Origin of the sequence: Photobacterium marinum, assembly GCF_000331515.1 — a bacterium.
Taxonomy (GTDB): Bacteria; Pseudomonadota; Gammaproteobacteria; order Enterobacterales; family Vibrionaceae; genus Photobacterium; species Photobacterium marinum.
Genome location: NZ_AMZO01000016.1, coordinates 214,177 through 239,769, shown reverse-complemented (window position 1 = coordinate 239,769; position 25,593 = coordinate 214,177). Strand labels below are relative to the sequence as shown.

Below are 25,593 nucleotides of genomic sequence, written 5' to 3'. Positions count from 1 at the left end.
GAGAGCTTTCTCATTACTGTGCTGATTTCAGTCGGTAACCGACACCACGCAAAGTTTCAATTTCAATACCAGGCAATTTTTGACGCAATTGCAAGATATGCGTGTCAACGGTTCGAGTGGTTGGGTAATGGTTATAACCCCATACTTGATCCAGCAATTCATCACGAGTAAATACCCTACCCGCATGCTTTGCCAGAAATACAAGTAATTCGAATTCTGTACGAGTAAGGGTTATCTTCTCCTCTCCCTGTCTGACTTCACGACTATCCATATCAATAACAATATCGCCGGTCGTGATGACATTTGCGGATTTCACCTCAGGTGCAGAACCCGCGCTACGCAGGTGCAATCGAATTCGAGCCAGCAGTTCTTCTTCAGCAAATGGCTTGGTCAGGTAATCTTTTGCGCCAGAATCAAGGCCTACAACCTTATCTGTAACTGAAACCATAGCAGTCAGCAGAATAACTGGCACTTGCTTAATCTCAAGCCAGCCATTCAGGTAATCAAGCGAGTCACCCTCGGGTAACTGGCGGTCTAAAACAACCAAATCTGCACCCGACCATAAATCGGCTACTTTTGTTGCACAGTCAGCATACAGGCATTCATAACCTGCATCCCTCAAGCTCTCGAGTAAACCATCAGCAAGGTTGCGGTCATCTTCAACCAGAAGCAGAGTTTGATTCACACGGTATCTCCAAAATAAATGTTGTCGGCGGGCCGATTAGCTTCATTCGTCCCCCCATTCTCCGAATCATCGATTCAACGATTGTAAGACCAAGCCCTAGACCTTTTTCACTAACAAAGGGCTTTCTCAATCTTGCCCAGTCTTTCGAACCAAGCTGGCCTTTATCTTCAACTCTTACAATTAGTTTTCCGTCGTTGAATGATGAAGTTAATTTAATAGGTGCTTTGCCGTACTTCTGTGCATTAGATAATAAATTATCAATACAAGTTCCCAGCCAATAGATATTTACCTTCACTGACCGATCATCGCTGAGCTGTAACGATACATCGTAGGGCTCACTTAAATATTCAACCCACTCATTAAAAGAGTCAACCTGTTGAACACTTAGTTCTTGTTGGTTCGCCTGAAGGTAATCTTTACTCGCTTCAGCAAGCTGGCGCAGACGGCGAGAATCTTCCGTCAAGCGCCGAAATTCATCGTATAAGCTCTCAGGTAACGCATCAAAATGACGCCTGAAACCTTCAACTGTCATGCCCAGGCTGGCAATTGGAGTACGAAGCTCATGTGTAAGGATTTGCAGAACAAGCATCCGCTCTTGCATGGCACGTCGGCGAATACGCCAGCGGTAAACACTCCAACCAATCAACAAGGCCACGTTGACGACCAGCAAACCAACAAGAAGATAAAACATCAGATGGGACTGATCTTCTTTTTCCCAACAGATATTCCCGCTTTTAACCAGACAAAAATCAGTTTGCTTCAGACGTGTAAAGTTCACATCATACTGGTTAAGAACAAAAGCCCATGTTGGCTGGTCGTAAACATTGTATTCATTACCGTTCCGTATCCACAGCTCGCCATTCGAGATAAACGCTTCAGCGCCAGCAATATAAACATGAATTTCTTCATTGCTCATACGCTGCAGGCGACCGAGTATTGAATTAGTCGGTGCCAGCTCTCGCTCCTGGATGTGAAGGTATCTTTCCAAATCTTCAACCGCATCAGGGTGTTTCTCAAGATAACGAACTGCATAACTACCGCCGCCTGGATGAATATATCCGGCTCGGACAAACCACCCCTTTGGAAGGATCGTGTTATTACAGATCGCTCTTGTGAAAACAACTGGTTGAGTAACCAGCGGGCTTACCGGCCACGGCCCTTTACAGGTAATCGCATTTTTATAAAGGCGTTTGAGCGATTTAAGCGGATAAACTGCCGATTGCGGCAATAAGCTGGAAGGTAACAGTAAAGGATTGGGAAAACGACTTTGCAGCTTTCTGAAATCGTATGTCGCTAAAGGTTCGCTGTTGAGAAGCTCTGCACGTACAGATCTTAGACGCTCCGGCAAATTATCAGCCTCGGCATGACAGACTCCGGAGAGCAACAGCGATATTAATAAAACATACTTTTTCATGAGCAAAGTGTATCACTCAATTGGTCGTTAATGTCAGAAAATTGTCATTAGTTTAAGACATTTACAGTGAAAGCACCAAAGGCAGAGGGTGAAATGAGAAGAAAAAGAAAGGGAGCCAACTGGCTCCCTCTATTAGATTACAGCAAACTCTGTATTAAAGGTGTTCAAGAATCTTGTTACAAGACTCTTTAGCATCACCGAACAGCATTTGTGTATTTTCTTTGAAGAACAATGGGTTCTGTACGCCAGCGTAACCAGTGTTCATTGAACGCTTAAATACGATAACGTGTTTTGAGTTCCACACTTCAAGAACCGGCATACCCGCAATTGGGCTATTTGGATCTTCCAAAGCAGCCGGGTTAACCGTATCGTTCGCACCGATAACCAGAACTACATCGGTTTCTTCGAAGTCATCGTTGATTTCGTCCATTTCCAGAACGATATCATATGGAACTTTTGCTTCAGCCAGTAGAACGTTCATGTGGCCTGGCAGACGACCCGCAACAGGGTGAATACCGAAACGAACGTTAACGCCTTTGCTGCGTAGCTTGTCAGTGATCTCATGTACAGGGTACTGAGCCTGAGCTACTGCCATACCATATCCAGGAGTGATGATTACAGAGCGTGCACCTTTCAGCATTTCTGCCACTTCTTCAGCTGATGCTTCGTAGTGTTCACCCTGCTCTTCACCTGTTGCTGCTGAGCTGCCGTCTGTACCAAAGCCACCGGCAATAACGCTGATGAATGAACGGTTCATAGCCTTACACATAATGTAAGAAAGGATTGCACCTGAAGAACCAACCAATGCACCAGTTACGATTAGCAGGTCGTTTGCCAGCATGAAACCAGCCGCCGCTGCAGCCCATCCAGAGTATGAGTTCAACATTGAAACAACAACCGGCATATCAGCACCACCGATTGAAGCAACCAGGTGGTAACCGAATGCAAATGCAATCAGTGTTACAACGATCAGAGCAAACATTGAACCTTCAGCGTTAACGAACATCACCATTAGCAGCAATGATACGATAACAGCAACCAGATTCAGCTTATGACGGTGTGGCAGCATCAGTGGCTTAGATGAAATCACACCACGCAACTTACCGAACGCCACAACAGAACCGGTGAAGGTTACAGCACCGATGAATACACCAAGGAAGATTTCAACAAGGTGGATATTCAGCATAGCGCCAGTCAGTTCACCGTGATCCAGGAAGGTGTTGAAACCAACCAGTACCGCAGCCATACCAACAAAGCTGTGAAGAATTGCCACAAGTTCTGGCATTTCTGTCATTTCTACTTTCTTAGCGAAGTGGATACCGATTGCACCACCGATGATCATCGCAAGGATAACCCAGGCTGTGCCCTGAGCTTCAGGACCAAAGATAGTCGCGAAAAGGGCAATTGCCATACCGGCAATACCATAGTAGTTACCTGCTCGCGCTGTTTCCTGCTTGGAAAGTCCCGCAAGAGACATGATAAATAGTACTGCAGCAACAATGTATGCCGCTTGTACGATACCTGCAGACATGTGTTACTCCTTATTTATCTTTACGGAACATTTCAAGCATCCGTTTAGTGACGGTAAAGCCACCGAAGATGTTGATACTTGCGATCAATACAGCTACGAACGACAGGAAGGTAACAATACCGATTCCATGGCCAATTTGTAGCAAAGCACCAACAATGATGATGCCTGAGATAGCATTAGTTACGGACATCAAAGGAGTATGCAGGGCATGGGTAACGTTCCAGACAACGTAATAGCCCACCACACATGCCAGAGCAAATACAGTGAAGTGCGACAGGAACTCAGCAGGCGCATAGTTCGCGATCCAGCCGAATACTGCAACACCGGCAGCCATCAGACCATATTTCTTCACAGGTGAAGCCGGCGCTTCTTCAACGACTGCTGGCTGTTCAGGCTCTGGTGCTGGTTGTTGTGGTTCAGCAGACACCTTAATTGGTGGAGCCGGCCAAGTAACCTCGCCTTCTTTAATAACAGTCAGACCACGCAGAACTTCATCTTCGAAGTCGATATCGATGTTGCCGTCTTTCTCTTTACAAAGCAGCTTCATCAGGTTTACAAGGTTGGTACCATAAAGCTGAGAAGACTGAGTTGGCAGGCGACCTACCATATCGGTGTAACCGATAATCTTCACGCCGTTTTCTGTAGTAACAACTTTGTCAGCCTCTGTGTACTCACAGTTACCGCCGTTTGCAGCAGCAAGGTCGACAATCACACTACCCGCCTTCATTGAATCAACCATTTCTTTGGTGATCAATTTCGGAGCAGAACGACCCGGAATCAAAGCCGTCGTGATGATGATATCAACGTCTTTAGCCTGCTCTGCGTACAGACGCTCAGCAGCTTTGTTGAAATCATCAGACATTTCTTTCGCGTAACCGTCACCTGTGCTTGTGTCTTCCTTGAAATCAACTTCAAGGAATTCAGCGCCCATTGACTCAACCTGCTCTTTTACTTCAGGACGAACGTCAAATGCGCGAACAATCGCACCAAGGCTTCCGGCAGCACCGATTGCAGCCAAACCAGCAACACCGGCACCTGCAACCATCACTTTAGCTGGTGGAACTTTACCGGCAGCTGTAATCTGGCCGGTAAAGAAGCGGCCAAATTCGTGAGCAGCTTCGACAACAGCACGATAACCGGCGATGTTTGCCATTGAACTCAAAGCATCAAGAGCCTGTGCTCTTGAAATACGTGGTACTGAGTCCATCGCCATTACGTTGATGTTTTTGCCTGACAGTTTTTCCAGCAACTCAGGATTCTGAGCTGGCCAGATAAAGCTAACAAGGCTTGCGCCTTCTTTGATCAAATCAAATTCATCAACACCCGTTTTGTCATTTACCAGGGGAGCGTTAACTTTCAGAATTAAATCTGATTGCCACACATCCTCAACCGAAACAACAGTCGCACCAGCGGCTTCATATGCTGCATCATCAAAGCTTGCTTCGATACCTGCACCATGTTCGACAGCAACGCTGAACCCCATTTTTAAAAGCTGCTCTACCGTTTTAGGTGTTGCAGCGACTCGCGTTTCGTTCGCGAGTATCTCTTTTGGCACACCAATTTGCATTATTATTCCCTGAATATTGGCAAAGAAGTAACAATTTTGTATCCAACCCACTCAGTAAGATCAAGCACTTTGTAGGAATAAAACAAAATTATTTAACATACACGCTGTTATTGACAGCAGATGTTACCTTCTATCAGTAATAAAAGAACGTTTTTAGCATGTGGACAGAGGTCAAACCTCGAATAAAATTAACAAAATACGCACGAACAGGCACATAAATAACCAATTAATTCGAATGCAACCAACTTATTGTCCAAAACGGATGCCCTGAGCAGTCAGTACTTCCGTTTTAAATGCATCAAGAAGAGATGTTGTAGTGAACCCGGAATGGAAGTCAGAAAACCCATCTTTCCCTGATGAATCTGATACCAATAAGAATAAGCACTTGAGTTATTGCTTCCTGCTTATCCCGATTGATATTTCTTGTAACTACTTCTCAATAGTTGTACCTGCCATGATCATGAGAAACTATACCGGCGGCAGGTGCCGGTATAGTTTAGAAAACTGTCGTTCTGCAATTTTTAGCGGAACATGTCATCGCCAGTCTGCTTAATAAACATCTTAGCTTTCTCTAACATGAAGTTTTCCGCATCGTGTTTAGAGGCCAATAAATCCGAACGGATAAATGTATGAGTCTTCATCTCACCGTCGATTTCTTTACAAATGCGGCCAGCAATACGGTACTGACCACCTTCTGCTATAGGCTCCGGATAAATCAGGTAACCTTCGTGTTCAAAAGGTTCAACCTCAACCGCTTTGGTTTCTTTACCTAATCCAAATAGTTTTGAGAAAAAGCCCACTTAATTTATCTCCGTGCCTCATACACATACGACATGATAATGCCATATCCGATATGTAAATAATTAAACCTGGGTAAAATTATGAGGAAAAAAACAATAAAATCATAGCTGTAAAGCAGCGAATTGCTTCAGATAAGTTTTATTAGCGCAAAAAAACGCTGGCATCAGCCAGCGTCTTCTTTATGTCCGGTGTTCAATATACTGATTATCGATAGATTCCGATGTCCTTTTGTAGGTGAACCGGAAGATCCGATACATTGTACTGTTTTGGTGCTTTACGAGCGCCAAAGAGAATATCTAATGCGTGTGCAATCAATCCTTTGATGTTAACCGCATAGGCTTTTTTCTCCATTGCGGCGTTATGTGCGATGGTATCAAAATTCATTGCCTGTGCCATGATTGCCTCTCATTTTGTTGTATTTATGAACTGAGGTAATTTTATCCGGTTAATATTTCCGCAAAAAATGACAATATTTAGATGTCAATATTAGTTTTTCTTATGTGTTAATCGATAGTTAATCGCCATGATCTTTTAGCGCTTAAAACGACATTAACAATGAATAATTTCTCCGATTAAGGCAGTGCTTAGTGCATACTCTTGTTTTGCTTGCAATCCAACGCATTGGTACGCAACAATGATGCAACATAAGCAAGAGTGAAAATTATGATCAGCCTCTTATCTAAGCATTCCTCAGCCTTACTTATTGTTGCAGCTATTCTAGGCTTTCTTTTTCCAGATACCTCGTTCGCCCTATTCCCTGTGTTGCCCTATATTCTGTTCTTTCTTATGCTTTTTACCCTTTTGGGTATGCCACAAGCATTGCTGGTTAAGCAGCTGTTCAATAGCGAAATCTGGCTATACGCACTTTTCCATTCAGCGTTGCTTACTCTGATAAGCTGCTCTGTTGCTATGTTATTAAACGCCAGCCCGGAGTTGCTTCTTGCTATAGCAGGTGTTGCTGCAACAGGCTCGCTGTTCGCCACACCTGCTATTGCCCGCTCTGTAGGCCTTGATGCATTAAAAGCCATGGCAATGACAATTGCCTCAACCTTGTTAATGCCGATCATACTTTATATCAACCTGATAGTTTTCCAGGACGAGCATTTCACACTAGACATGCAGAGTTATCTCCAGCGGTTGGTAATCTTTATCTTTGGCCCTATGTTGTTCTCAGCCCTTTGCTACAGGTTTATTCCACATCACCTATTGCATCGCGTACACGGCAAACTCTCGCAAGTCACGATTATTCTCGTACTGGCTTTTCCATTCGGGTTAATCGGGCCTTTCCGGGAGGTTTTCAATAATTCGCTCACTGATGGTTTCTTTTTCTTATTGATTGGGTTAGTTATCTGCGGTTTGTATTTTTTTGCAGGTTATCTTTGTTACCGTCGTGCTGACCTTGATCAGAGTTTACTTGCTGCTATTACGTCGGCAAATCGAAATGTATTACTGACATTTACTGTCGCCGGAAGTTATCTTGGCCCTGACTATCTCGTCCTGATGGGTGCTCTGCAATTACCTACTTATTGCCTTCCTCTTTTTGTCAAAAACATCTATAAATTCACCGGAAAAATGGATGATACCCAATAAATAATTAACTCAAGAGTCGACATCACAAAGCATAATTCCTCTTCGCCACTGAACACAAAACAATCAATCTGCTCGTAATTTCAAATTTGTGATACGAAATCAACTCTTTCTCTTGCGTCTAGATGTTGATTTACCTAAGATTTCCAAGAATTCTCAGGGCGGGGTGAAATTCCCCACCGGCGGTAGTTCGAAATAGATCATATAAAAATGGCTTATTTTGAAAAGCCCGCGAGCGCTTAACTAATTTCACGTTAGTTAAGGTCAGCAGATCTGGTTCAGTGCTTTTTTACATGATTCCAGAGCCGACGGTTATAGTCCGGATGAAAGAGGATCAGTGGGGATCATGCCGATCTCTTGCTTTTTAAAACACAGTAGAACTGCTGTATCTGAACTCAGGTTATAGCTCATACGCATAGCGTTCTCGTTATATATCCTGACGAGTAATACTGTGAAGTTATTTCAGCCTTGCTGAAACGCTGTCATTCCATGCCCTGATTCTGGTATTTTTTTATTTGGAGTATCTATTACCATGAATCAGTCTTTACTAGCCCCATACGGTACACCTTTCGAACGAGTTGAAGCCGGCCTGAACGCAATTCGTAATGGTCGTGGTGTTCTTGTTGTTGACGATGAAGATCGTGAAAACGAAGGCGATATCATTTTTGCCGCAGAAACACTGACTCCTGAACAAATGGCAATCATGATCCGCGAATGCTCTGGCATCGTATGCCTTTGCCTAACCGAAGAGCGTGTTCAGCAGCTTGACCTGCCTATGATGGTTGAAAACAACACCAGCGCAAACCAAACAGGCTTCACTGTAACCATTGAGGCAGCAGAAGGTGTAACAACCGGCGTTTCCGCAGCAGACCGCGTAACAACGATTAAAGCGGCTATCGCAGACGATGCGAAGCCATCTGATCTGAACCGCCCTGGTCATGTATTTCCGCTTAAAGCAAATCCTGAGGGTGTTCTAGCTCGTCGTGGTCACACAGAAGCGACTATTGATCTGATGCGCCTTTCCGGCCTGAAGCCTTACGGTGTACTGTGTGAGCTGACTAACCCGGATGGCACAATGGCTCGCCTGCCGGAGGTTATTGAGTTCGGTAAGAAATTCGATATGCCTGTTCTGACAATTGAAGATCTTGCGGCTTACCGCCTGGCAAATGAAGTAGCAAATACTGAGCAACCAGAAAGTATTTCAGCATAATAAAGCATCAAAAAAGCCGAGAATTATCTCGGCTTTTTAAAGACTCATAGTTTTTCCAACCTGCTTAACACAGGAACTTCGGATAAATAACAGCATTAAAATACTTCTTTGTTTAATTTCGTGTTATACGCCTACAGCCGGCATAAAGTAAATCAACGCAGTCCACGCTGAAACCCAACCAGTAACCATTGCTACGTCTACCCAGTCTCTGCTCATCTTACCCTCTCAACACAATTTCATTTCCGATTTATATTTAATATCGACAGGTTTGGAATAACCTTTAGTTTATTTTCACATAGAGTAAGGACTGTTTCTGATTTCTCGTGATATAAGATGAGCATTCAAAAAAACAAAAGAGGTGCGATTAATTCGACACCTCTTTTGCACTCCTCGTCATTTGATTGACGAATATAATGACGAGTTAAGCATATTTATATTAATACTCTCGCTATATTTAACTCATTATCACTTTATTTAGGCTACCACCTGTTGTTCACATCCACACGGAATATAAGAGACCAAAGCATTTGATGGTGCTGACAATGTTTCAACCGTTTTAGCATAACGCTCAAAAGCTTCTGCCATGGTTACATTTAACGCTTTAGGTTCTACAACACAATCAAGCAATGCATCATATCCTTCTTTGCCCGTCGCTGTGTAACCTGACGAAATCGAGGTATAAACCGCATCATCATCCACATCAACCCAATGACCGCCTTGGAAAGTCTGCAAATCTTCAATTCTGGCTCCGGGCTCGGAGCAACAACGATAGGTATATTTCAGATTAGAGGTGTATGGGAAACTACCACTACCGGTTCCTTCTACCCCGTTATCAATCGCATTGTTAATTGCGCCTTCAAGAGCCTCTCGGACACGTTTACCTTTTACCTGATACACCATCAGTCCGATAGCAAAAGGCAGCAGCTTACCGGCAATATCCGCAGACGTTAACGGCCCGGGATTCAGAGATGCCCTTACGCCACCAGCATTATGGATGGCAAAATCGACGTCATACCCCATCTGACGCCCCTGCCAGACAAAACTGTCAACCACCAGCGGTGCAATCTGACTACCGCCACGATGGTCTGGAATACGCACATGACGCAAAGGCTCAGCAGCTTCAGCAATATGCTGTGTCTGGAGTTCACGAACACGCGGACGATATTCCGTGTTCAGCATATTTTCAATAATCGGATCTTTGGCACAGAAACGGATATTATCCTGCTGCTTCAGATACGACTTCACCGCGTCGTGGCTATCATCATCCAGATGTTCACTGCGGCTGGCATCAACTGTGAACTGACGCCCCAGCAATAACTGGTTCACACCACCGGCATGTTCAACTGTACCATCAGCATTAAAATCAAGCTCAAGCTGCCCCAGAGCCAGTGCATTACATCCGGCCTGGACGACACAAGTGCCTTCAACCATAGTTGCGTAGGAATCAGTGACACCGTAACCAATATTACTAAAGTCACCCTGCATGGTATGAGTGTGACCACCAATAATCGCCCTCAAGCCATCAACCTGTGCTGCAAGCTCTAGATCCCGGTCATATCCTAAATGGCTAAGAAGAACAATTTTATTAATGCCCTGCCTTTGAATCGCGTCAATCGTGCTTTTAGCGACATCAACTACTTTCAAAAAGCTTGTGTCCGGATCCGGGTTGGCGATACCCGCCATGTTCTCAATTGCCAGTCCGAATACAGCAACAGGCTCTCCAGCAACATCTTTTACAATGAATCGACCATGACCAGCTTCATTATTAAAAGCATACACATTGTGTTTATCACGTAGTGGATTCGGCTTGCTCTGATCTTCGTCGGCGAGATTCCAGTTAGCCACAAGCAGAGGGAAACTGGCCTGATCCATAAAATCAGCCACAATCCCGTTCCCCATATCCAGCTCATGATTTCCTAATGCCATTGCTTCTACGCCAATCGCATTCAGCATTTTTGCATTAGCCAGACCTTTATATAAAGAGAAGAACAATGTGCCCTGGAAACAGTCACCGGCATGAACAAACATAAACTCACGCCCTTTCAGGTGAGCCTGTCGTTTAACATCCTTTACCGCCGACGACACACGCGAAAAACCTCCGCAGCTGGCATAAACAGAAGTATCCGTATCTAGAACCTCATCAGGCAGCGACAAAGAGATAGAAGACGGCTCGAAGTGTGAGTGTGTGTCGTTAATGTGTGCGAAAGTGATTTTCGCCGGGCGATGGTATGTCATAAAACTCTGATGTTCCTCAGTAACGCGGTGTTATCTAAATCTATTCCTATATGATTTAAGTCACATTGCTTGTAGTTCATTTCTCTAGGTTAAACCCAAAATGTGATTTAAAACAACACCTAAAATTGAGTTTACATTCTTCAGCTCGATTTTATTTTGCTAATTCAGTAGTAAAACCTGAATATGAATGCCAATCACACCTCTACATGGGCTACACAGAATGTACTGCTAATCTATCTGTGACGCGACTCTTCAGTGGTCACTTGGGTATATAGTATTTAATACAACTTCACGACAGATTCATTACAAACGACAAATGATTTCCTATCTGTACCCCGTCATTCTGGCATTTTTTGTCGGCGCACTCGCACAAAAAACAGGATTATGTATGGTCAGAGGCGTTCAAGAGCTACTGGCTAAAAGGCCAGGATTTCTTGCCACTATCTTATGTTGCGGCTTCTGGATCTGGTTGATTCCATTCTCACAATTCAATGAAAGTATCTCAATGACCTTAAGCAGATATGCTGCCAATATACCTGTCGCCATAGGAGGCTTGCTCTTTGGCCTGGGCGCAGCACTCAATAAAGGCTGCTCTATCTCAACCATTTCCAAACTGTCAAAAGGCCATATTTATATGTTTGCTACGGTTATCGGCTGGATATGTGGCTGGTGTTTCCTTGCATCCATGTCATTTGCTATTGAATACGAGCACCTTTCACCCGTTATGGACCCGTCTATGACTGTTACGATTCTTCTCTTCGTACTTATCGCTCTGATATTTTTCCGAATCCCTCCTCAAAGAAGACCAATATTACTTGGCATCCTTTTATTTGGCGTAATCGCCAGCATTTTGACTTATCAACTTCCCGAATGGTCTCCAAGCCAATTGCTCAAAGATATCACAGCAGCCGGAGTACATGGTGAAAGTGAGAAGTGGCCGTCCTTTCAACGCTACCTCACCATAGTGGGATTAATTACAGGAATGGCTATCAGCGCAAAAGAACGCCTGTCATTGAAATCTTACGAACTGAGACCAAAACAGTTAATCAGCCATCTTTTTGCCGGAATTATAATGGGAATCGGTGCTTCTTTGGCTTTAGGAGGAAACGACTCCCAACTCCTTGTTGCCCTGCCTTCATTTTCTCCAGCCGGTGCTATTGCCATCTTCAGCATGATTATCGGAATTATTGGCGGGATCTTTTTAAGGAGAGTTATCAGTCACCGCAGGGAAAAGAATGTACTGCGGTGACGACTGATTATCTGTGAGTCACGCAGATAACCTTATAGCTGCTTACTGGTAACGACCGTGACGCTGCAAAAATTCAATCTTGTAACCGTCAGGATCCTGAACAAAGAAGAATTTTGCCAGTAACTGACCATCACGGAAGAATTCTTTGATTTCAGCTGGTTCATATCCAAAACCAACCAATTTCTCGTGTTCTGCTTCAAGATCATCAACTGCGACTGCAAGGTGACCATAACCAGAACCGTGAGTATAAGACTCTTCAGTGCCTTCGTTCCAGGTCAGCTCCAGCTCCATATCGTTTTCTTCATTACGAAGGTAAACCAGGCTGAAACCTTCAAAATCCAAGCGCTCAGCAATATCAAGTGCCAATGCTTCTTTATAAAATTTCAACGACTTATCCAAGTCCACTACACGAACCATTGAATGGATAATCTTAGCCATCTGACGTCTCCTGTCTTTTCATTGTTTTTGTCCGGGTGTTCAGCTAACTACAAAGCTTAGATTTGAACCCAGCAATTTTAGTCACGGGAATATAGCAATCACATCTGACGACCTCAACCTTTTCATGAATCGCCATTTTGTCATTAAGTATCAATAGCTTCTTACCGTTCTGTGATATCGGCATACCCATCCAGAACTTAGGTACTGTAATCTTAATATCAGAGGTGAGATATGCTGCTAAAACGAATTGAAGTATCAGGCTTCAGAGGAATAAAACGCTTGTCGCTGACATTCGATGAGCTGACCGTGTTAATCGGTGAAAACGCGTGGGGTAAGTCATCCTTACTCGATGCGCTCAGTATTGCCCTTTCCCCTGATGCCCATTTTTATAATTTCAAATTTTCTGATTTTCATGTCGACTATGCTGCCGGGCATGAAAAAATGGCTCAACTCCAGATCGTTATCCACTTTTGTGAAGATTACCCGGGAGAACATAACGCCCGCCGTTATAAAGCCTTCACACCGCTTTGGGTTGATGGTGAAGACGTCGCAAAGGAGCTGTATTATCAGATAAACAGTATCGTGAAAGACGATAAAATCATCACTCACCGTTCGTTTCTTGATAACAACGGCAAAATCATTCATTGCCCCGATACAGACAGAATAGCTAAACAGTTAATGACGCTGCACCCGATTGTTCGCATTCGTGATGCACGCCGCCTGAGGCGAGAAGCTTATAACGGAAACGGTAATGGCAATGGAAAGAATGGTAACGGCAACGGTAAAAGCGACCGTGACAACAGTGAGAATGCCCGGATTCAACGCAGGCTTGATAACACCTGTCAGCGGCTGATGACCCGCCCCGGACATGTCAGCTCAGATGAAATAAAAAGCAGCATTAACGCACTGCGAACCCTGGTCGACCACTATTTCGCATTTGCTCCTCATAATCGCCCATCACAGTTTAACCGTGTCCATTTTCCAAGCTGGGCGCAATATACGAAAAATCCACTGGAGCAACTGACGCAGCCACACATGACCAAACAGGCCCGGTTAATCTTAATGGGGTTGCTTAATGCCTTTATCCGCGCCCGTGGTCCGGTAGAGCTGAAACGGCTTGCGCGTCCTATCATGATTCTGGAAGACCCCGAAGGTCGTTTGCATCCTACGTTACTACAACAGGCATGGACATTTATCTCTAATATGCCGATGCAGAAGATTCTGACCACCAACAGCTCCGATCTGACATCTGTGGTGCCGTTGCAATCAATCAACAAGCTCATCCGTGAACCGGACCGGACGCACGTCTATAACATCAGCCCCCGCATGCTGTCACGTGATGAAGAACGACGCGTCGCTTTCCATGTCCGTCTTCATCGCCCTAATGCCCTGTTTGCCCGCGCATGGCTGCTGGTCGAAGGTGAAACAGAAGTCTGGCTGTTTAATGAATTTGCCCGAATCTGTGGCTATAACCTAGCCGCAGAAGGCGTGCAAATCATTGAGTTTGCCCAAAGTGGACTGCGACCTCTGATCAAAGTAGCCAGAGGATTAGGTATAGAATGGCATTTAGTCGCTGACGGTGATCTGGCCGGAAAGAAATACGCTGAAACAGTCCGCCACCTGTTAGGAAATGATGCAGAACGACACCGCCTTACAGTACTGCCTTGCAGAGACATCGAACACTTTTTATTTAAACACGGTTTTGAGCCTTTGTTCCGCAAATTAGCGAGTATCCCGCACGACAGTCCGGTAACACCGAAGAAAATTATTGCCCGCGCCCTTAAGCGTCATGCCAAGCCGGATGTCGCATTAGCAATTGTTGAATTTACTGATGAAGAAAATGTTGAAGAAATTCCGGTACTGCTGCGTTGGATTTTAAAACGAATTGTCGTTATGTCCCGAGGCGTCAGTTAATTATTATTCTCTTTTTAATTGCATGACAATTTAAGTCAAACAACACTCGATATTCCCATCAAGAATACCGAGTTCACATTTTCAAAATAAACCTTATTCATACCGATGACTATTATTTGTTGCTTACTCTTTATTCTATAAAATTAAATCAAACAACAATAATATTTTTAATAATAACAAAGCCGAACAAGGAAGCATTTTGATTAATCAACTTCTCCATGCGCACAGAGCTTTTAATAAGATACTGCGGATGCTCGCACTGGGACAGAGCAAGCAGGAAATGCTGGAACAGCTCATTGGTGTTACTGAAAAGATTTACAGTGACAGAATGACATCCATCTTATTGCTGGATGATAATAGCAATACACTGCATTGCGAATGTGCCCCAAACCTGCCGGAAAGCTATAAAAAGGCGATTGATGGCATCCCTATCGGGCCGGATGTCGGTGCCTGTGGGGCTGCTGCCTATTTTCGGCGTAAGGTGATCACAGAAAATATCAGCGAGCATCAAAACTGGATCGAGTTCAAACAAATTACTCAGAAGGTCAACCTTGCTTCCTGCTGGTCTGTTCCGATAATTTCCTCTAAAGACAAGGTTCTCGGAACATTTGCCACCTACAGCAGTTACCCGTCCTCACCTACTCCTTTCGAACTTGAAGTCCTGGAAATGGCCGCTTCCGTCTGTGCGGTAGCATTAGAAAAACACGAGATAGAACAAGAGTTATTACAGTCAGCCAATTACGACTTTTTAACCAACGTCTATAACCGCCGGGTATTCTGTCAGAAACTGCAGCAAGAACTCGATGATGTCGTTAAAGAAGGACTACTTGCGCTTTTCTATATCGATATCGACCAATTTAAAACCATCAATGATCAACATGGCCATATCTTTGGTGATCAAGTGTTGGTTGAAACCGCCAGCAGGCTTAGGCAAATAAGTCGTCACACAGATATAGTCGGTCGTTTAGGTGGTGATGAATTTGTTTTGTTGGCAAGTTGCAATGATCAGGAAGATTTTTACGAGCTTTATCATGAGCTGGCGAATGTGTTCAATAAAGAGCTAACGCTTAAGAGCATTCCTTTTTCCGCTTCGGTAGGTTTTGTCACCATTGATCGTAATGAAGCATTTTATTACGACATTCAATCCCTGATAAGCGCAGCAGATAAACACATGTATCAATGTAAGCATGAACATAAACAGCTTTGCAGTAACTACCTAACGCATTAAAAAAGCCCGCATAAATTTGTGGCGGGCTATCAAAGGATAAATTCTATCCTTTCCATACAATTTTTCTTCCTATTTAAACATTTCTGCTTAGTCATTACTGTTTTTCAAAAAATAGAATCACTTTACCGACACTGAATCCCCATTTAGTCATTTCTGCGATATTGAATACCCTTTTCTCATCCTGGCGGAACATCCAGTCATTAAAGGTAATATCGTAGGTAGTATCATCAACAGGAACTCTTAATACATACTTCCAGTTCAGAGCATTACCAGACACATGACCTGTAGCTTCTCCAACTACATCATCAGCATTACCTATATAGTGCCCGTCCATGTTACGTGTAATCACCCAGGTTCTGTGCTGCTTTTCACCGTCATCAAAAACAAAGTCTTCTTCCAGGGTTAATAAATTGCCTTGAACACGTCCTTTAATCTGAACTTCAAACCGACGAGTCTGCTTACCATTTCTGTCCTGGAGCATTCCCCATGCAATGATGTCACCTTCGAAGTATTCAAACAATTCAAAGTCCGGCTTTGTTCCCTGATAATCCTCTATAGAAGCAGAACACCCATAGAGCCAAACGCCTGCAAACAACATCCACAGCCATTGCTTTAATCGCTTGAGAATAATGATACCTCTGCCAGTTTATACATTACCAATGAGACGACTACGTATGGTCGGATAAGCGGTATCGGGTGATAACCAGATATTGATAAACGCCAGCGACATTTCTTTGTCCTCAATGATCCCTATCCTCAGGTTATCCTGATAGAAAAATCCATTTTCACCTCGAATCACAAATATCAACCGATCTCCTTTTTTGACATCTGGCCACATGGCATCAAGCTTAGCGAGCCATTGTCTACGTTTGTTTAGCGCAATCCCTAAATGCTCCCATTGCTGATCCGTTGCTTTCAGTAAATCATCTTTTTTTATGTTTCGCTGATATTTGATAACCAAGGCAATGTCGCTTACGTCATTTCTGTATAACCCAGTGGGGGTTCGGAGCTCAGAGTCGTAAATCACCCATGGCCCCCATTTTAACCGTGCATCTCCAACCGCTGGCCAGCTTTGCCAAGCTGCGAAACTGACAGAAGAAATAAGTAATAACAAAGTAGCAATGACCGCTTTCACGGCAGCAGAAAATGATTGTGGGAATTTCATACCTCTTCCTCCTGACTGAACTCGCGCTGAGCTTTATCACAACGTTGCAGAAAGAGTAGAATGAAGGCAGTAAAAATCGTCCATATAATCAGAACAACAGGTATTGTTGTCAGTATACCTAATGGCAAGTCAACAGCTCCCAACCGATAACCGGCCAGATAACTCATCGCGCCACCTACTCCACCAATTAAGATGATTAACAGAGGTGAATAAGATGCGATAACATGCCTGATTACCCAAACAAATGAACCGAAACCAAGCCAGAGCATGGCGAGCCACACTGGTAGGAAGGGATAATCAAAACGGAATACGCCCATTTCAATAAGCAGGTAATCCAACGTCATGCCAAAAGCAGCAATCATTGCAGCGAAACGCCATGTGTCACGGTACAGACACCAGCAGACGAGTAACATTATCGCCAGTAGCCATACCCAGTCACCCTGACCGAGCACGGCAATAAACCAATAAAGGTTAAACGTTGTTCCTACTGCCAGTAACTCGCGGAAAGGCATAACACCTCCGAAATCTGTATCATCGTTATCACTCTCAGCTCTGTGAGACAATTCTCATTGCTTTTGAGCAAATGACAGGTTTACCGTTACAGTGCTAGCTAACACGACTTGCCACTAACTGAACTGTACTGATCCGACGCTCTAAAAACCCACCTTCGCAGTAGCATAGGTAGTAACGCCACATCCGGATAAACCGCTCATCAAATCCCTGTGTAAGTAAAGTTTCGATACTGCTGTTAAACTTCTTATGCCATTCAGACAGGGTTCTGGCGTAATCCTGTCCAATGTCTTTAATATCCCTGATGACAAAATCACTATGCTCCGTTAAGTGATTTGCCAACGTAGTGATTGATGGCAAAAAACCTCCGGGAAAGATATGTTTCTGAATAAAATCCACACCTTTGCTGTAACTGTCATAACGCTGATCGGCTATCGTTATCGCCTGAATTGCCAATTTGCCACGGGGTTTTAACAATGACTGACATTTCTTTATGTATGTTGTCAGGTACTCCTTCCCGACAGCTTCAACCATTTCTACCGAAACAATTTTGTCGAATTGGCCTTTCAAGTCGCGGTAATCATTCTTCAACAACGTGATCCTGTCACTTAATCCTTCCTGCTCTATCTTCTCTTTCGCCCATTGATGCTGTGCATCCGAGATTGTGGTCGTTGTCACCTTGCAGCCATAGTGTTTGGCTGCATATATTGCCAGTGCTCCCCAACCCGTACCGATTTCCAGTAAATGGTCTTTGTCGCTCAACTCAAGCTGACGACACAACCTATCCATCTTATTTATCTGCGCCTGAAACAAGCTCTGGTTTTCAGACTCATACACGGCGGCAGAATAAAGCATGTTCGGGTCTAAAAAGGTACGGTAGAAATCATTGCCTAGATCATAGTGAGCAAGAATATTTTGCTTGGCTGTCGCGACACTGTTTCTGCGTTGACGATGAATTAGCTTGTTCTTCAATGCGCTCAGCCAGCTGACTTTACTCTCCAGCCGATCCAACAAGCTGAGGTTGATCGCAAGAACACGAACGACTTCAGTGACATCAGGGGAATCCCACCACGCTTCAATGTAGGCTTCACCAGCAGCAATACTTCCCCCTTTGATAATACGTTTATACAAAGCAGGATTATTGACGATTAAATGCCCCTGACAGATGGCCTGTTTGTCTCCGAAGAAAAAAGTCTCACCCTGCTTTTCCACTAAGGTCAACCCGGATCCCTGAAGCTGACGGAGAATGCCAAACACAAATCGTCTTGCCAGCGAGTCGGTACCGCTCACCGAAAACTCAGATTGATTTACTTCACTCTTCAACATATCCAGACCCTCAATTCGTTTTCCTTTGTGTTTAACGGATTACTTCCCTGTGATAACCATCAACTTGCCGGATGGCTGTAAAAAGGCACCCGCTTGAGCCACAGGCGCAAAGCCTGCCAATAAATTCCAATAACAACTTTTATTGTTTGAACGGGAGTTTTGGCAATGAGCTGCCATAATGCCTTGCTGGTGAATGGCTGGCGCTTCATTGCCATGGTGGCGTCCAGTACCTTCTGGTTATCCTCTGCTGAGCAGATATCAAGATGAACCAACAGTTGGCTGTCAGGCTCAGTCAGGCGCCAGTAATACTGCTGACTCATCGGATTGAACGGCGAGACATGAAATGATTTCTGCTCTGTCCAGCGCTCTGAATCCCAATGACCTTTTGCCGGTAACACATAGTAATGACGTTCATTCCATGGCGTATTGCTGACTTCTGCCAGTATCCAGCGCCATTTATCATCCTGATCGTAGAGATAATAAAGATTCAGCGGACTGAAATAGCAACCGGCATACCTGAGCTGACAAAGAAGCATTACCCTTCCCTCTGTTCGCTCACCGGTCAGTTCTTCGACTTTATCGATAACGGCTTTCTTCAGTGTTTCTGGCGACTCTAAAGCGGCTTTACTACCTGCTTCATGACCGCGCAGATAATCGCCAGTAGAGAACCTTGCAAAATTGAATAACCTGCGGCCAAATCCAAATACTGAAGTCTGAAGTTGTTCAAGTTCATCCAGGTCGATCAAAGGCATAAACATAGGGTAAGTAAAACTATGTTTTACCGGGGTGAAGCGACGATGCCTGACTGTGCCGACGAAAAGCGCACTATTCATATTCCTGCTCCCGACTTTTTTGTTCCGTTACAGCTTGTCGAGGATGTTGCGATTGCTGCGAGACTAAATCGGATTCTGCTTTTCTCGTGTTTTTACCAGCGACAACGTGGTGAGCATTAATCGCATCGACGACATCCAGTGCACTGCGGACACCATCTTCATGAAAGCCGTTATACCAATAAGCTCCACAGAACCAGGTATTCTGCTTACCGTTGATTTCAGATCGCGCTCGCTGCGCAGCCATACTCTCGGTAGTAAAGACCGGATGCGCATAAACAAAACGCTTGAGGACCTTATCCGGGTCTATCGCACTGGTTTGATTTAATGTGACACAAAAAGTCTCAGGCGCCTCAATTCCCTGCAGAATGTTCATGTTGTAGGTCAGCGATGCCAGACGCGTATCCCTGTGCTGACCGTTTACCATTTCAGGACCAAGGTGATAGTTCCAAGAAGCCCAGGCAGCGCGGGACTGAGGTAACAACCGAGTATCGGTATGCAGCACCACTTCGTTGTCCTGATAGGTCATCGCGCCGAGAATACGTTGTTCATCGGCAGTTGCATCGCCCAGCATGTTGAGCGACTGGTCGCTATGGCTGGCAAAAATCACATGGTCGTATTTCTCTTTACCCCGCGCAGACTCAACAATTACACCGCTTTCATCTCTCAATACACGATGTACGGGAGAATTAAGTCGAATCTTTTCTGCAAATGGCACAATCAGGCGTTTTACGTACTCTCGGGAACCTCCGGGAATAACAAACCACTGCGGACGATTCATCACTTCAAGCAAACCATGATTGCGAAAGAAACTAATGAAGAACTCCAGGGGAAAGGCCCGCATATCAGATAAGGTCGATGACCATATCGCTGCTCCCATCGGCAGAATGTAGTTCTGGCAAAAATAGTCGCTGAAGTTATTGTGATTAAGGAACTCCCCTAACATAAGCTGACTTTTATTGTCGATTTCAATTTCTCTTGCCAGTTTATTAAAACGGAGAATTTCAAAGATGAAGTGATAAAACGAAGGGTTCAGCAGATTTCGCTTCTGGGCAAACATAGATGACAGGCTGTGACCGTTATATTCAAGGCCACTCACGTCATTATGAACACTAAAACTCATTTCAGTTGGCTGACCGACAATACCGATTTCAGCAAGTAGCATTTCGAAATTAGGGTAGGTTCTGTCGTTAAACACAATAAAACCGGTATCAATGGCATAGCTTCCACAGGCGACGTCGACATCAACAGTTGCCGTATGCCCGCCGATATAACCGTTAGCTTCATATACCGTAATATCATGCTGGCGATGGAGATGCCACGCACATGTCAAACCAGAGATTCCGGAACCGATAATGGCAATCTTCATCTTTGTCTCCTTGTCATACGTTTAACCACAGCTAACTGCAAACTTGTCGGTAACAGCGATATAACTTTCAGTAGTAGACTAAATTTCAGAGGAAAATGGATTTCGGTTTTCCCCATGTCGATCCCCTGACGGATTTTCTCTGAAGCAAATTCCGTAGATACCAACATCGGCATGGCAAAATCGTTTTTATCTGTCAGCGGTGTTTTAACAAAACCGGGACTAACCAGGGTTATTTTCACACCTTGCGGGGCAAGATCGACGGCTAACGAATTAGCAATATAAGCAACCGCCGCTTTTGAAGAACCATAAGCTTCAGCTCTTGGTAATGGAATATACGAAGCTGTAGACCCAACAATAACCAGGCGCGTTTTATTACTGAAATTATCCTGCAATACCTGAATGCAGTTGAGCAGACCAAACACATTCACATCGTAAATACGTTTAAATAAATCAACATCTATTTGCCCGTGCTCGATATATTCACAAGTTCCAGCATTTAAAATAATTAAGTTTGGAAAAAGAGAAACCTCAGCAAAAGCCTTATGTACTTCATCAAGTTCAGTGACATTACAGCGAATAGGATGAATATTGGGGTTATATTCCTTTAACCCTTCAAGTCGCTCCTCCGACTGACCGCAAGCGTAAACCAAATAACCATCGGCAGCATAATCCTTTGCCAGTTGTTCACCTATGCCGGAGCTTGCCCCGGTTATCAAAACACTCTCCATAGCTACAGGTTCTCCTTTAGACGTCGTATTAATCCTCCAACAAGCGGAATACCTTCGTAGAGCATTTCTCCTAAATCAAAGTAATCACGATGATAAATAACCAAGCCATCCCTGTACTTAAGACAAGAACAACCTTTAACTTCACGAGCCTTACCGCCTGAAAGCCGAGGATGACTGAAAGTCATTGTCCATTGCACATACGCAGTATCTTGTTGAAAGCAGGTTTCATGAATTTCGAATTGGCATTCTTTCACCGATTTAAACAAACGGTTGAAGTAGTCATCGAGGTTTTGCCAACCGACAACCCGATGCGCCGGATCTTCAAAAATAATATCCTGATGATAAATAGCCCGGAGATCAGCCAAATTATGTTTCGACAGTTTGCTATAAACATCGACAAACTTATTGATGGATGAATCTGACTGTTCTGACATACATCCTCCTGCCATTCGGGCTAATAGTCACATCTGCAATTAAACTTCCAACTGTTCTTTTGCAATTTTAAAGGCTTCAATTGCTGCCAGACGCGCTGATTTATGGTCAACAATTGGAGCGGGATAATTGATTTGAACCGCTCCTGGCCATGAATGCGGTTGATGAATAAATTTATCCGGCACGTCTTTTAATTCATGTACCCAAGTACGAATAAACTTACCATCAGGATCAAAGCGTTCACCTTGAGTGGTCGGATTAAACACCCTGAAATATGGCTGAGCATCTGTGCCCGTTGATGCCGCCCATTGCCACCCGCCATTGTTAGCTGCCAGGTCACCGTCAACCAACTGCGACATAAACCAACGCTCTCCTTCCCGCCAATTAATCAGCAAATCTTTGGTTAGAAAACTCGCGGTGATCATTCTCAACCGATTATGCATCCAGCCCGTTTCCTTCAACTGACGCATTGCCGCATCCACAATTGGAAAACCGGTTCTTCCCTGCTGCCAAGCCGCCAAATCCGACTCAGACTGTCGCCAACTGATATTTCGAGTCCAGCTCTGAAATGGCTGATCCCGACTCAGTCTTGGAAAAGCCACCATCAAATGACGGTAAAATTCACGCCAGATAATCTCATTAAGCCAGCTGAATGCGCCACTTTCTGGCTCATCAAAGCAATGAGGAAAGACTTCTAGCAATGCACTGACACACTGACGGGGAGAAAGAGCACCATGAGTAAGATACGGAGACAAACAACTGGTGCCGTCTATTGCCGGAATATCCCGCTGTTCATGATATATCTGAGCTTTCTCGCTACAGAATGTCCGCAACCTTTGACGGATAGCATCTTCATCGACCGGCCATTGCAAACTGTCTTTTTTCGGATAGGTTAATTCAATTTTGTCATGAACAAATAATGCTTCAGACAAAGAGCTAACTGACGTCTCAGATTCTTTCTTTACTTGGGGAACAGACTGAACCTTTGGCATTGCAAGGCGAAACAGTCGGAGCCATTCTTTTCTGAACGGTGTGAAAACTTTATAAGGGTCGCCATTTTTGGTCTGCACCTTTCCGGGTTCAATAATGCAGGCATCATCAAATGCACTGAACTTGATACCTTGCTCGCTCAGCAAATGTCCGGTGATCTCATCACGCTTCTGTTCGTTCCATTCATATTGCTTGTTGCAATACACATGATTGACTTGATGCTTCTGGGCCTGTTCGCAAACACTTTTTGCCGCCTCCTCAAAATCAGCGACTTCATTAATCAGCAAAGGAATACCAATCTCAGCCAGTTGACTGCGCAATACTCCCAACCTTCTTTGAATCAAATCAACCTGAATCGGTGCGACATTGTGCTCATGCCATTGCATTGGTGTTGAGGTGAAAATAGCTATCACGTTATCACTGCGCTGACAGGCTGCAGTCAATGCCGTGTTATCTACAACACGGAGATCTGCGCGAAACCAGACCAATCCGGTCTTACTATTAGCCATTTCCATCTCCTATGCGTTACAGCTGGTTATAAAATCTTTATGAATCCGAGAAATATCGCCGGCAAACTTAATATCGCATTCCGTTTTTTGCTTCAGGTTTGTTAAAAGCAATTCCAATTGCGTCATATCACTGGCATTCAGGCTGGTATTACCGTAAAGAACAACCTTAGCGACATTTGCTTTTTCAAAGACGCTATTCAAAGCAGTTAATTTGCCCGAAAGCTCCGGCATAACAGTGACACTGTAACCATCATCAGTCAGTTTCCATGCCTTAAGCCAAAGTTTATAACTATTTGTTTTATCGAAACTTAATAAATAGCATGGCTTCAACGACAGCTTTCGTGACTGAGCAATGAGCGAGAGATTCCTTTCAATCAAGACCGACTGCCATAATGAAGCCTGGATATTACTCAATGGGTTAGTTGGCTGATTGATTTGTTTTTCAACCATATTTACAACCCGGTTGATAAAGACTTCAGCCGGATACTCTTTCATTACCTGAATCAGTAACCGATCCAATTTAGCTCGATTGCAGTCTGAGAGCGCTGCCATAATCGAAGTAATAATCTCATCATGCTCGGTATCTTTGCTTTCTTGCCCGGCTCTCGATTCAGTACCTTCAATTAAAGGACGCACCTTTCCGATGGCAACTCCTTTCTCTAGCCATGAAAGTATCCGTTGGATCTTCTCAATATCATTTTCAGAATACAGGCGGTGACCTTTCTCCGTGCGTTGAGGGTTAAGTAAACCATAACGCCTTTGCCATGCTCGCAATGTAACCGGATTAACCCCCGTTTTTTCTGAGACTTCTTTAATGGAATAATTTGGGCTTTCACAATCCATAACGTAACTTCAACTCCTGCGGGTATGGATCTAAAAATGTTTGTAGCTGCAAGTAAGGTACAGGGTATTCATTCAAGTAGTGTTTGATTAATACCAGTGGAGCCAGAATTGGCAGATGGCCTTCACGGTAATTATCAATCAACTCAGACAATTCCTGCTTCTGACGCTTGGTCAGCGAACGCTTGAAATAGCCCTGCAGATGCATCAACACATTGGTTTTATTTTTCCTGCTTGCTCTTTCTTTTATTGCATCCATTAATTGCTGGCGATATTCGTAATAAAACTCGTCCATATCCCATTCTTTAACCGATGCAACCAAGCGACCCATCTTTTTATAAGCCATCGGACTATGTGCCATTAGCACCAACTTGTATCTTGAATGAAAGTCAACGAATGCACCTGGTGTGCGGTTTTCTCTTAGAGACAGATAGAAATCGTTCAAGGAAAAAATACGAGCAACAAAGTTTTCCCTCAGAACCGGATCTTGCAACCTACCGTCTTCTTCAACGGGTAACCAGGGCATCTTCGCCATCAGTTCTTTGGTATAAACCCCAACAGAACCGCCGGGAACAGTATTGCCATTTGGAATATAAAGCTTAACCCTTTCCATTCCGCAGGTTGGCGATTTGGCACAAACCACATATCCGCACAGCTCATCAAATGTTGATACTTGCTTATGGGCAAAGTCTTTCATCTTTGATGTATGGTCTTTGTCCTGATTTTTAACTTCCACCAATCGCTCGTCACCATCTGGCAATTGCAGCAGGCGAATTGTCGGGCGTGGAATAGTCATTCCAATACCAATTTCAGGGCAAACAGGTCTGAAATCAACATAGTTAGCCAACTCATCAACCACAAAACGGTTTTGCTTATGACCGCCGTCAAAACGGACTTTATGGCCAAGTACACAAGCGCTGATACCAACCGGAATAGACATAACCCACCACCTTGTACAAAACAGTAACCTTGTACAACTCAATCTAGTATAAAGAACCAAGGTTGTACAATAATTTATTTTGTACAACCACCATG

24 protein-coding genes and 1 riboswitch are annotated in these 25,593 nt (G+C 44.1%); of the genes, 5 read left to right on the top strand and 19 right to left on the bottom strand.

The window, feature by feature from the left end; translation table 11 throughout:
- Positions 1 to 13: 13 nt before the first annotated feature.
- The 6 genes from C942_RS11145 to C942_RS11120 all read right to left on the bottom strand — a co-directional run bounded on the left by C942_RS11145 (position 14) and on the right by C942_RS11120 (position 6,394).
- A complete protein-coding gene (locus C942_RS11145) occupies positions 14 to 685 on the bottom strand; it encodes a response regulator transcription factor (protein WP_007465730.1) in 672 nt (223 codons plus the stop codon).
- Positions 660 to 2,099: a sensor histidine kinase VxrA gene (vxrA, locus tag C942_RS11140; RefSeq protein ID WP_007465727.1), complete on the bottom strand. Its 1,440-nt coding sequence runs from the start codon at positions 2,097 to 2,099 to the stop codon at positions 660 to 662. Before vxrA ends, C942_RS11145 begins: the two co-directional genes overlap by 26 nt.
- A gap of 154 nt (positions 2,100 to 2,253) precedes the next feature.
- A complete protein-coding gene (pntB, locus tag C942_RS11135; RefSeq protein ID WP_007465726.1) occupies positions 2,254 to 3,630 on the bottom strand; it encodes a Re/Si-specific NAD(P)(+) transhydrogenase subunit beta in 1,377 nt (458 codons plus the stop codon).
- Between the two features lie 10 nt (positions 3,631 to 3,640).
- Positions 3,641 to 5,197 carry a Re/Si-specific NAD(P)(+) transhydrogenase subunit alpha gene (gene pntA / locus C942_RS11130; RefSeq protein ID WP_007465724.1) on the bottom strand — a complete coding sequence of 519 codons (1,557 nt, stop codon included), beginning with the start codon at positions 5,195 to 5,197 and terminating at the stop codon, positions 3,641 to 3,643.
- 521 nt (positions 5,198 to 5,718) lie between these two features.
- Positions 5,719 to 5,997 (bottom strand): HlyU family transcriptional regulator, encoded by a 279-nt coding sequence (locus C942_RS11125; RefSeq protein WP_007465720.1) that lies wholly within the window; start codon positions 5,995 to 5,997, stop codon positions 5,719 to 5,721.
- A gap of 205 nt (positions 5,998 to 6,202) precedes the next feature.
- Positions 6,203 to 6,394 carry a hypothetical protein gene (locus C942_RS11120; RefSeq protein WP_007465719.1) on the bottom strand — a complete coding sequence of 64 codons (192 nt, stop codon included), beginning with the start codon at positions 6,392 to 6,394 and terminating at the stop codon, positions 6,203 to 6,205.
- 267 nt (positions 6,395 to 6,661) lie between these two features.
- Here C942_RS11120 and C942_RS11115 point away from each other — a divergent pair, with 267 nt between their 5' ends.
- Positions 6,662 to 7,588: a hypothetical protein gene (locus C942_RS11115; protein WP_007465717.1), complete on the top strand. Its 927-nt coding sequence runs from the start codon at positions 6,662 to 6,664 to the stop codon at positions 7,586 to 7,588.
- A gap of 145 nt (positions 7,589 to 7,733) precedes the next feature.
- Positions 7,734 to 7,924: riboswitch (FMN riboswitch) on the top strand.
- A 193-nt stretch (positions 7,925 to 8,117) separates the two neighbouring features.
- Positions 8,118 to 8,795 carry a 3,4-dihydroxy-2-butanone-4-phosphate synthase gene (ribB, locus tag C942_RS11110; RefSeq protein WP_007465715.1) on the top strand — a complete coding sequence of 226 codons (678 nt, stop codon included), beginning with the start codon at positions 8,118 to 8,120 and terminating at the stop codon, positions 8,793 to 8,795.
- 474 nt (positions 8,796 to 9,269) lie between these two features.
- Here ribB and C942_RS11105 read toward each other — a convergent pair whose 3' ends face one another.
- A complete protein-coding gene (locus tag C942_RS11105) occupies positions 9,270 to 11,030 on the bottom strand; it encodes a bifunctional metallophosphatase/5'-nucleotidase (protein WP_007465712.1) in 1,761 nt (586 codons plus the stop codon).
- 316 nt (positions 11,031 to 11,346) lie between these two features.
- On the opposite strand from C942_RS11105, the gene C942_RS11100 reads away from it, so the two are divergent.
- Complete coding sequence (locus C942_RS11100; RefSeq protein WP_232428168.1) at positions 11,347 to 12,279, top strand: YeeE/YedE thiosulfate transporter family protein; 933 nt, start codon at positions 11,347 to 11,349, stop codon at positions 12,277 to 12,279.
- A gap of 42 nt (positions 12,280 to 12,321) precedes the next feature.
- Here the strand turns inward: C942_RS11100 and C942_RS11095 are convergent, their stop codons facing one another.
- A complete protein-coding gene (locus C942_RS11095) occupies positions 12,322 to 12,717 on the bottom strand; it encodes a VOC family protein (RefSeq protein ID WP_007465708.1) in 396 nt (131 codons plus the stop codon).
- Positions 12,718 to 12,948: 231 nt separating this feature from the next.
- Between C942_RS11095 and C942_RS11090 the strand changes: the two genes are divergently transcribed.
- Entirely contained in the window at positions 12,949 to 14,631 is a 1,683-nt protein-coding gene (locus C942_RS11090; protein WP_007465706.1) for a DUF2813 domain-containing protein, read from the top strand.
- A 199-nt stretch (positions 14,632 to 14,830) separates the two neighbouring features.
- Positions 14,831 to 15,859 (top strand): sensor domain-containing diguanylate cyclase, encoded by a 1,029-nt coding sequence (locus tag C942_RS11085; RefSeq protein ID WP_157372615.1) that lies wholly within the window; start codon positions 14,831 to 14,833, stop codon positions 15,857 to 15,859.
- A gap of 94 nt (positions 15,860 to 15,953) precedes the next feature.
- On the opposite strand, the gene C942_RS11080 is transcribed toward C942_RS11085, so the two are convergent.
- From C942_RS11080 to C942_RS11030, 11 genes are read right to left on the bottom strand one after another with little or no spacing between them, the layout of a single operon-like run.
- Positions 15,954 to 16,457 carry a DUF3833 domain-containing protein gene (locus C942_RS11080; RefSeq protein ID WP_007465702.1) on the bottom strand — a complete coding sequence of 168 codons (504 nt, stop codon included), beginning with the start codon at positions 16,455 to 16,457 and terminating at the stop codon, positions 15,954 to 15,956.
- A gap of 48 nt (positions 16,458 to 16,505) precedes the next feature.
- The gene (locus C942_RS11075) at positions 16,506 to 17,024 is read right to left on the bottom strand and encodes a chalcone isomerase family protein (protein WP_007465699.1); all 519 of its coding nucleotides are present in this window, start codon (positions 17,022 to 17,024) and stop codon (positions 16,506 to 16,508) included.
- Positions 17,021 to 17,587: a DUF2878 domain-containing protein gene (locus C942_RS11070; RefSeq protein ID WP_051035790.1), complete on the bottom strand. Its 567-nt coding sequence runs from the start codon at positions 17,585 to 17,587 to the stop codon at positions 17,021 to 17,023. Before C942_RS11070 ends, C942_RS11075 begins: the two co-directional genes overlap by 4 nt.
- Before the next feature lie 43 nt (positions 17,588 to 17,630).
- On the bottom strand, positions 17,631 to 18,860 hold the full coding sequence (locus tag C942_RS11065) for an SAM-dependent methyltransferase (RefSeq protein ID WP_007465695.1): 1,230 nt from the start codon (positions 18,858 to 18,860) through the stop codon (positions 17,631 to 17,633).
- Between the two features lie 59 nt (positions 18,861 to 18,919).
- Positions 18,920 to 19,693, bottom strand: a complete 774-nt coding sequence (locus C942_RS11060; protein ID WP_007465694.1) for a DUF1365 domain-containing protein — start codon at positions 19,691 to 19,693, stop codon at positions 18,920 to 18,922.
- Complete coding sequence (locus C942_RS11055; RefSeq protein ID WP_007465692.1) at positions 19,686 to 21,059, bottom strand: NAD(P)/FAD-dependent oxidoreductase; 1,374 nt, start codon at positions 21,057 to 21,059, stop codon at positions 19,686 to 19,688. Before C942_RS11055 ends, C942_RS11060 begins: the two co-directional genes overlap by 8 nt.
- Positions 21,056 to 21,787: an SDR family NAD(P)-dependent oxidoreductase gene (locus C942_RS11050; RefSeq protein WP_007465690.1), complete on the bottom strand. Its 732-nt coding sequence runs from the start codon at positions 21,785 to 21,787 to the stop codon at positions 21,056 to 21,058. Before C942_RS11050 ends, C942_RS11055 begins: the two co-directional genes overlap by 4 nt.
- Before the next feature lie 2 nt (positions 21,788 to 21,789).
- Positions 21,790 to 22,221, bottom strand: coding sequence for a nuclear transport factor 2 family protein (locus C942_RS11045; protein WP_007465688.1), 432 nt, complete (start codon positions 22,219 to 22,221; stop codon positions 21,790 to 21,792).
- 39 nt (positions 22,222 to 22,260) lie between these two features.
- Positions 22,261 to 23,718, bottom strand: a complete 1,458-nt coding sequence (gene phrB, locus C942_RS11040; protein ID WP_007465686.1) for a deoxyribodipyrimidine photo-lyase — start codon at positions 23,716 to 23,718, stop codon at positions 22,261 to 22,263.
- A 9-nt stretch (positions 23,719 to 23,727) separates the two neighbouring features.
- Complete coding sequence (locus C942_RS11035; RefSeq protein ID WP_007465683.1) at positions 23,728 to 24,561, bottom strand: MerR family transcriptional regulator; 834 nt, start codon at positions 24,559 to 24,561, stop codon at positions 23,728 to 23,730.
- Positions 24,551 to 25,498: a YbgA family protein gene (locus C942_RS11030; protein WP_007465680.1), complete on the bottom strand. Its 948-nt coding sequence runs from the start codon at positions 25,496 to 25,498 to the stop codon at positions 24,551 to 24,553. The genes C942_RS11035 and C942_RS11030 overlap by 11 nt, the downstream gene beginning before the upstream one ends.
- Between the last annotated feature and the right edge of the window lie 95 nt (positions 25,499 to 25,593).

Coding starts and splice junctions, on each gene's coding strand:
- vxrA (WP_007465727.1), bottom strand. CDS start 2,099: ATGAAAAAGTATGTTTTATTAATATCGCTGTTGCTCTCCGGAGTCTGT.
- pntB (WP_007465726.1), bottom strand. CDS start 3,630: ATGTCTGCAGGTATCGTACAAGCGGCATACATTGTTGCTGCAGTACTA.
- pntA (WP_007465724.1), bottom strand. CDS start 5,197: ATGCAAATTGGTGTGCCAAAAGAGATACTCGCGAACGAAACGCGAGTC.
- C942_RS11120 (WP_007465719.1), bottom strand. CDS start 6,394: ATGGCACAGGCAATGAATTTTGATACCATCGCACATAACGCCGCAATG.
- C942_RS11115 (WP_007465717.1), top strand. CDS start 6,662: ATGATCAGCCTCTTATCTAAGCATTCCTCAGCCTTACTTATTGTTGCA.
- ribB (WP_007465715.1), top strand. CDS start 8,118: ATGAATCAGTCTTTACTAGCCCCATACGGTACACCTTTCGAACGAGTT.
- C942_RS11105 (WP_007465712.1), bottom strand. CDS start 11,030: ATGACATACCATCGCCCGGCGAAAATCACTTTCGCACACATTAACGAC.
- C942_RS11100 (WP_232428168.1), top strand. CDS start 11,347: ATGATTTCCTATCTGTACCCCGTCATTCTGGCATTTTTTGTCGGCGCA.
- C942_RS11095 (WP_007465708.1), bottom strand. CDS start 12,717: ATGGCTAAGATTATCCATTCAATGGTTCGTGTAGTGGACTTGGATAAG.
- C942_RS11090 (WP_007465706.1), top strand. CDS start 12,949: ATGCTGCTAAAACGAATTGAAGTATCAGGCTTCAGAGGAATAAAACGC.
- C942_RS11080 (WP_007465702.1), bottom strand. CDS start 16,457: ATGTTGTTTGCAGGCGTTTGGCTCTATGGGTGTTCTGCTTCTATAGAG.
- C942_RS11075 (WP_007465699.1), bottom strand. CDS start 17,024: ATGAAATTCCCACAATCATTTTCTGCTGCCGTGAAAGCGGTCATTGCT.
- C942_RS11065 (WP_007465695.1), bottom strand. CDS start 18,860: ATGTTGAAGAGTGAAGTAAATCAATCTGAGTTTTCGGTGAGCGGTACC.
- C942_RS11060 (WP_007465694.1), bottom strand. CDS start 19,693: ATGAATAGTGCGCTTTTCGTCGGCACAGTCAGGCATCGTCGCTTCACC.
- C942_RS11055 (WP_007465692.1), bottom strand. CDS start 21,059: ATGAAGATTGCCATTATCGGTTCCGGAATCTCTGGTTTGACATGTGCG.
- C942_RS11050 (WP_007465690.1), bottom strand. CDS start 21,787: ATGGAGAGTGTTTTGATAACCGGGGCAAGCTCCGGCATAGGTGAACAA.
- C942_RS11045 (WP_007465688.1), bottom strand. CDS start 22,221: ATGTCAGAACAGTCAGATTCATCCATCAATAAGTTTGTCGATGTTTAT.
- phrB (WP_007465686.1), bottom strand. CDS start 23,718: ATGGCTAATAGTAAGACCGGATTGGTCTGGTTTCGCGCAGATCTCCGT.
- C942_RS11035 (WP_007465683.1), bottom strand. CDS start 24,561: ATGGATTGTGAAAGCCCAAATTATTCCATTAAAGAAGTCTCAGAAAAA.
- C942_RS11030 (WP_007465680.1), bottom strand. CDS start 25,498: ATGTCTATTCCGGTTGGTATCAGCGCTTGTGTACTTGGCCATAAAGTC.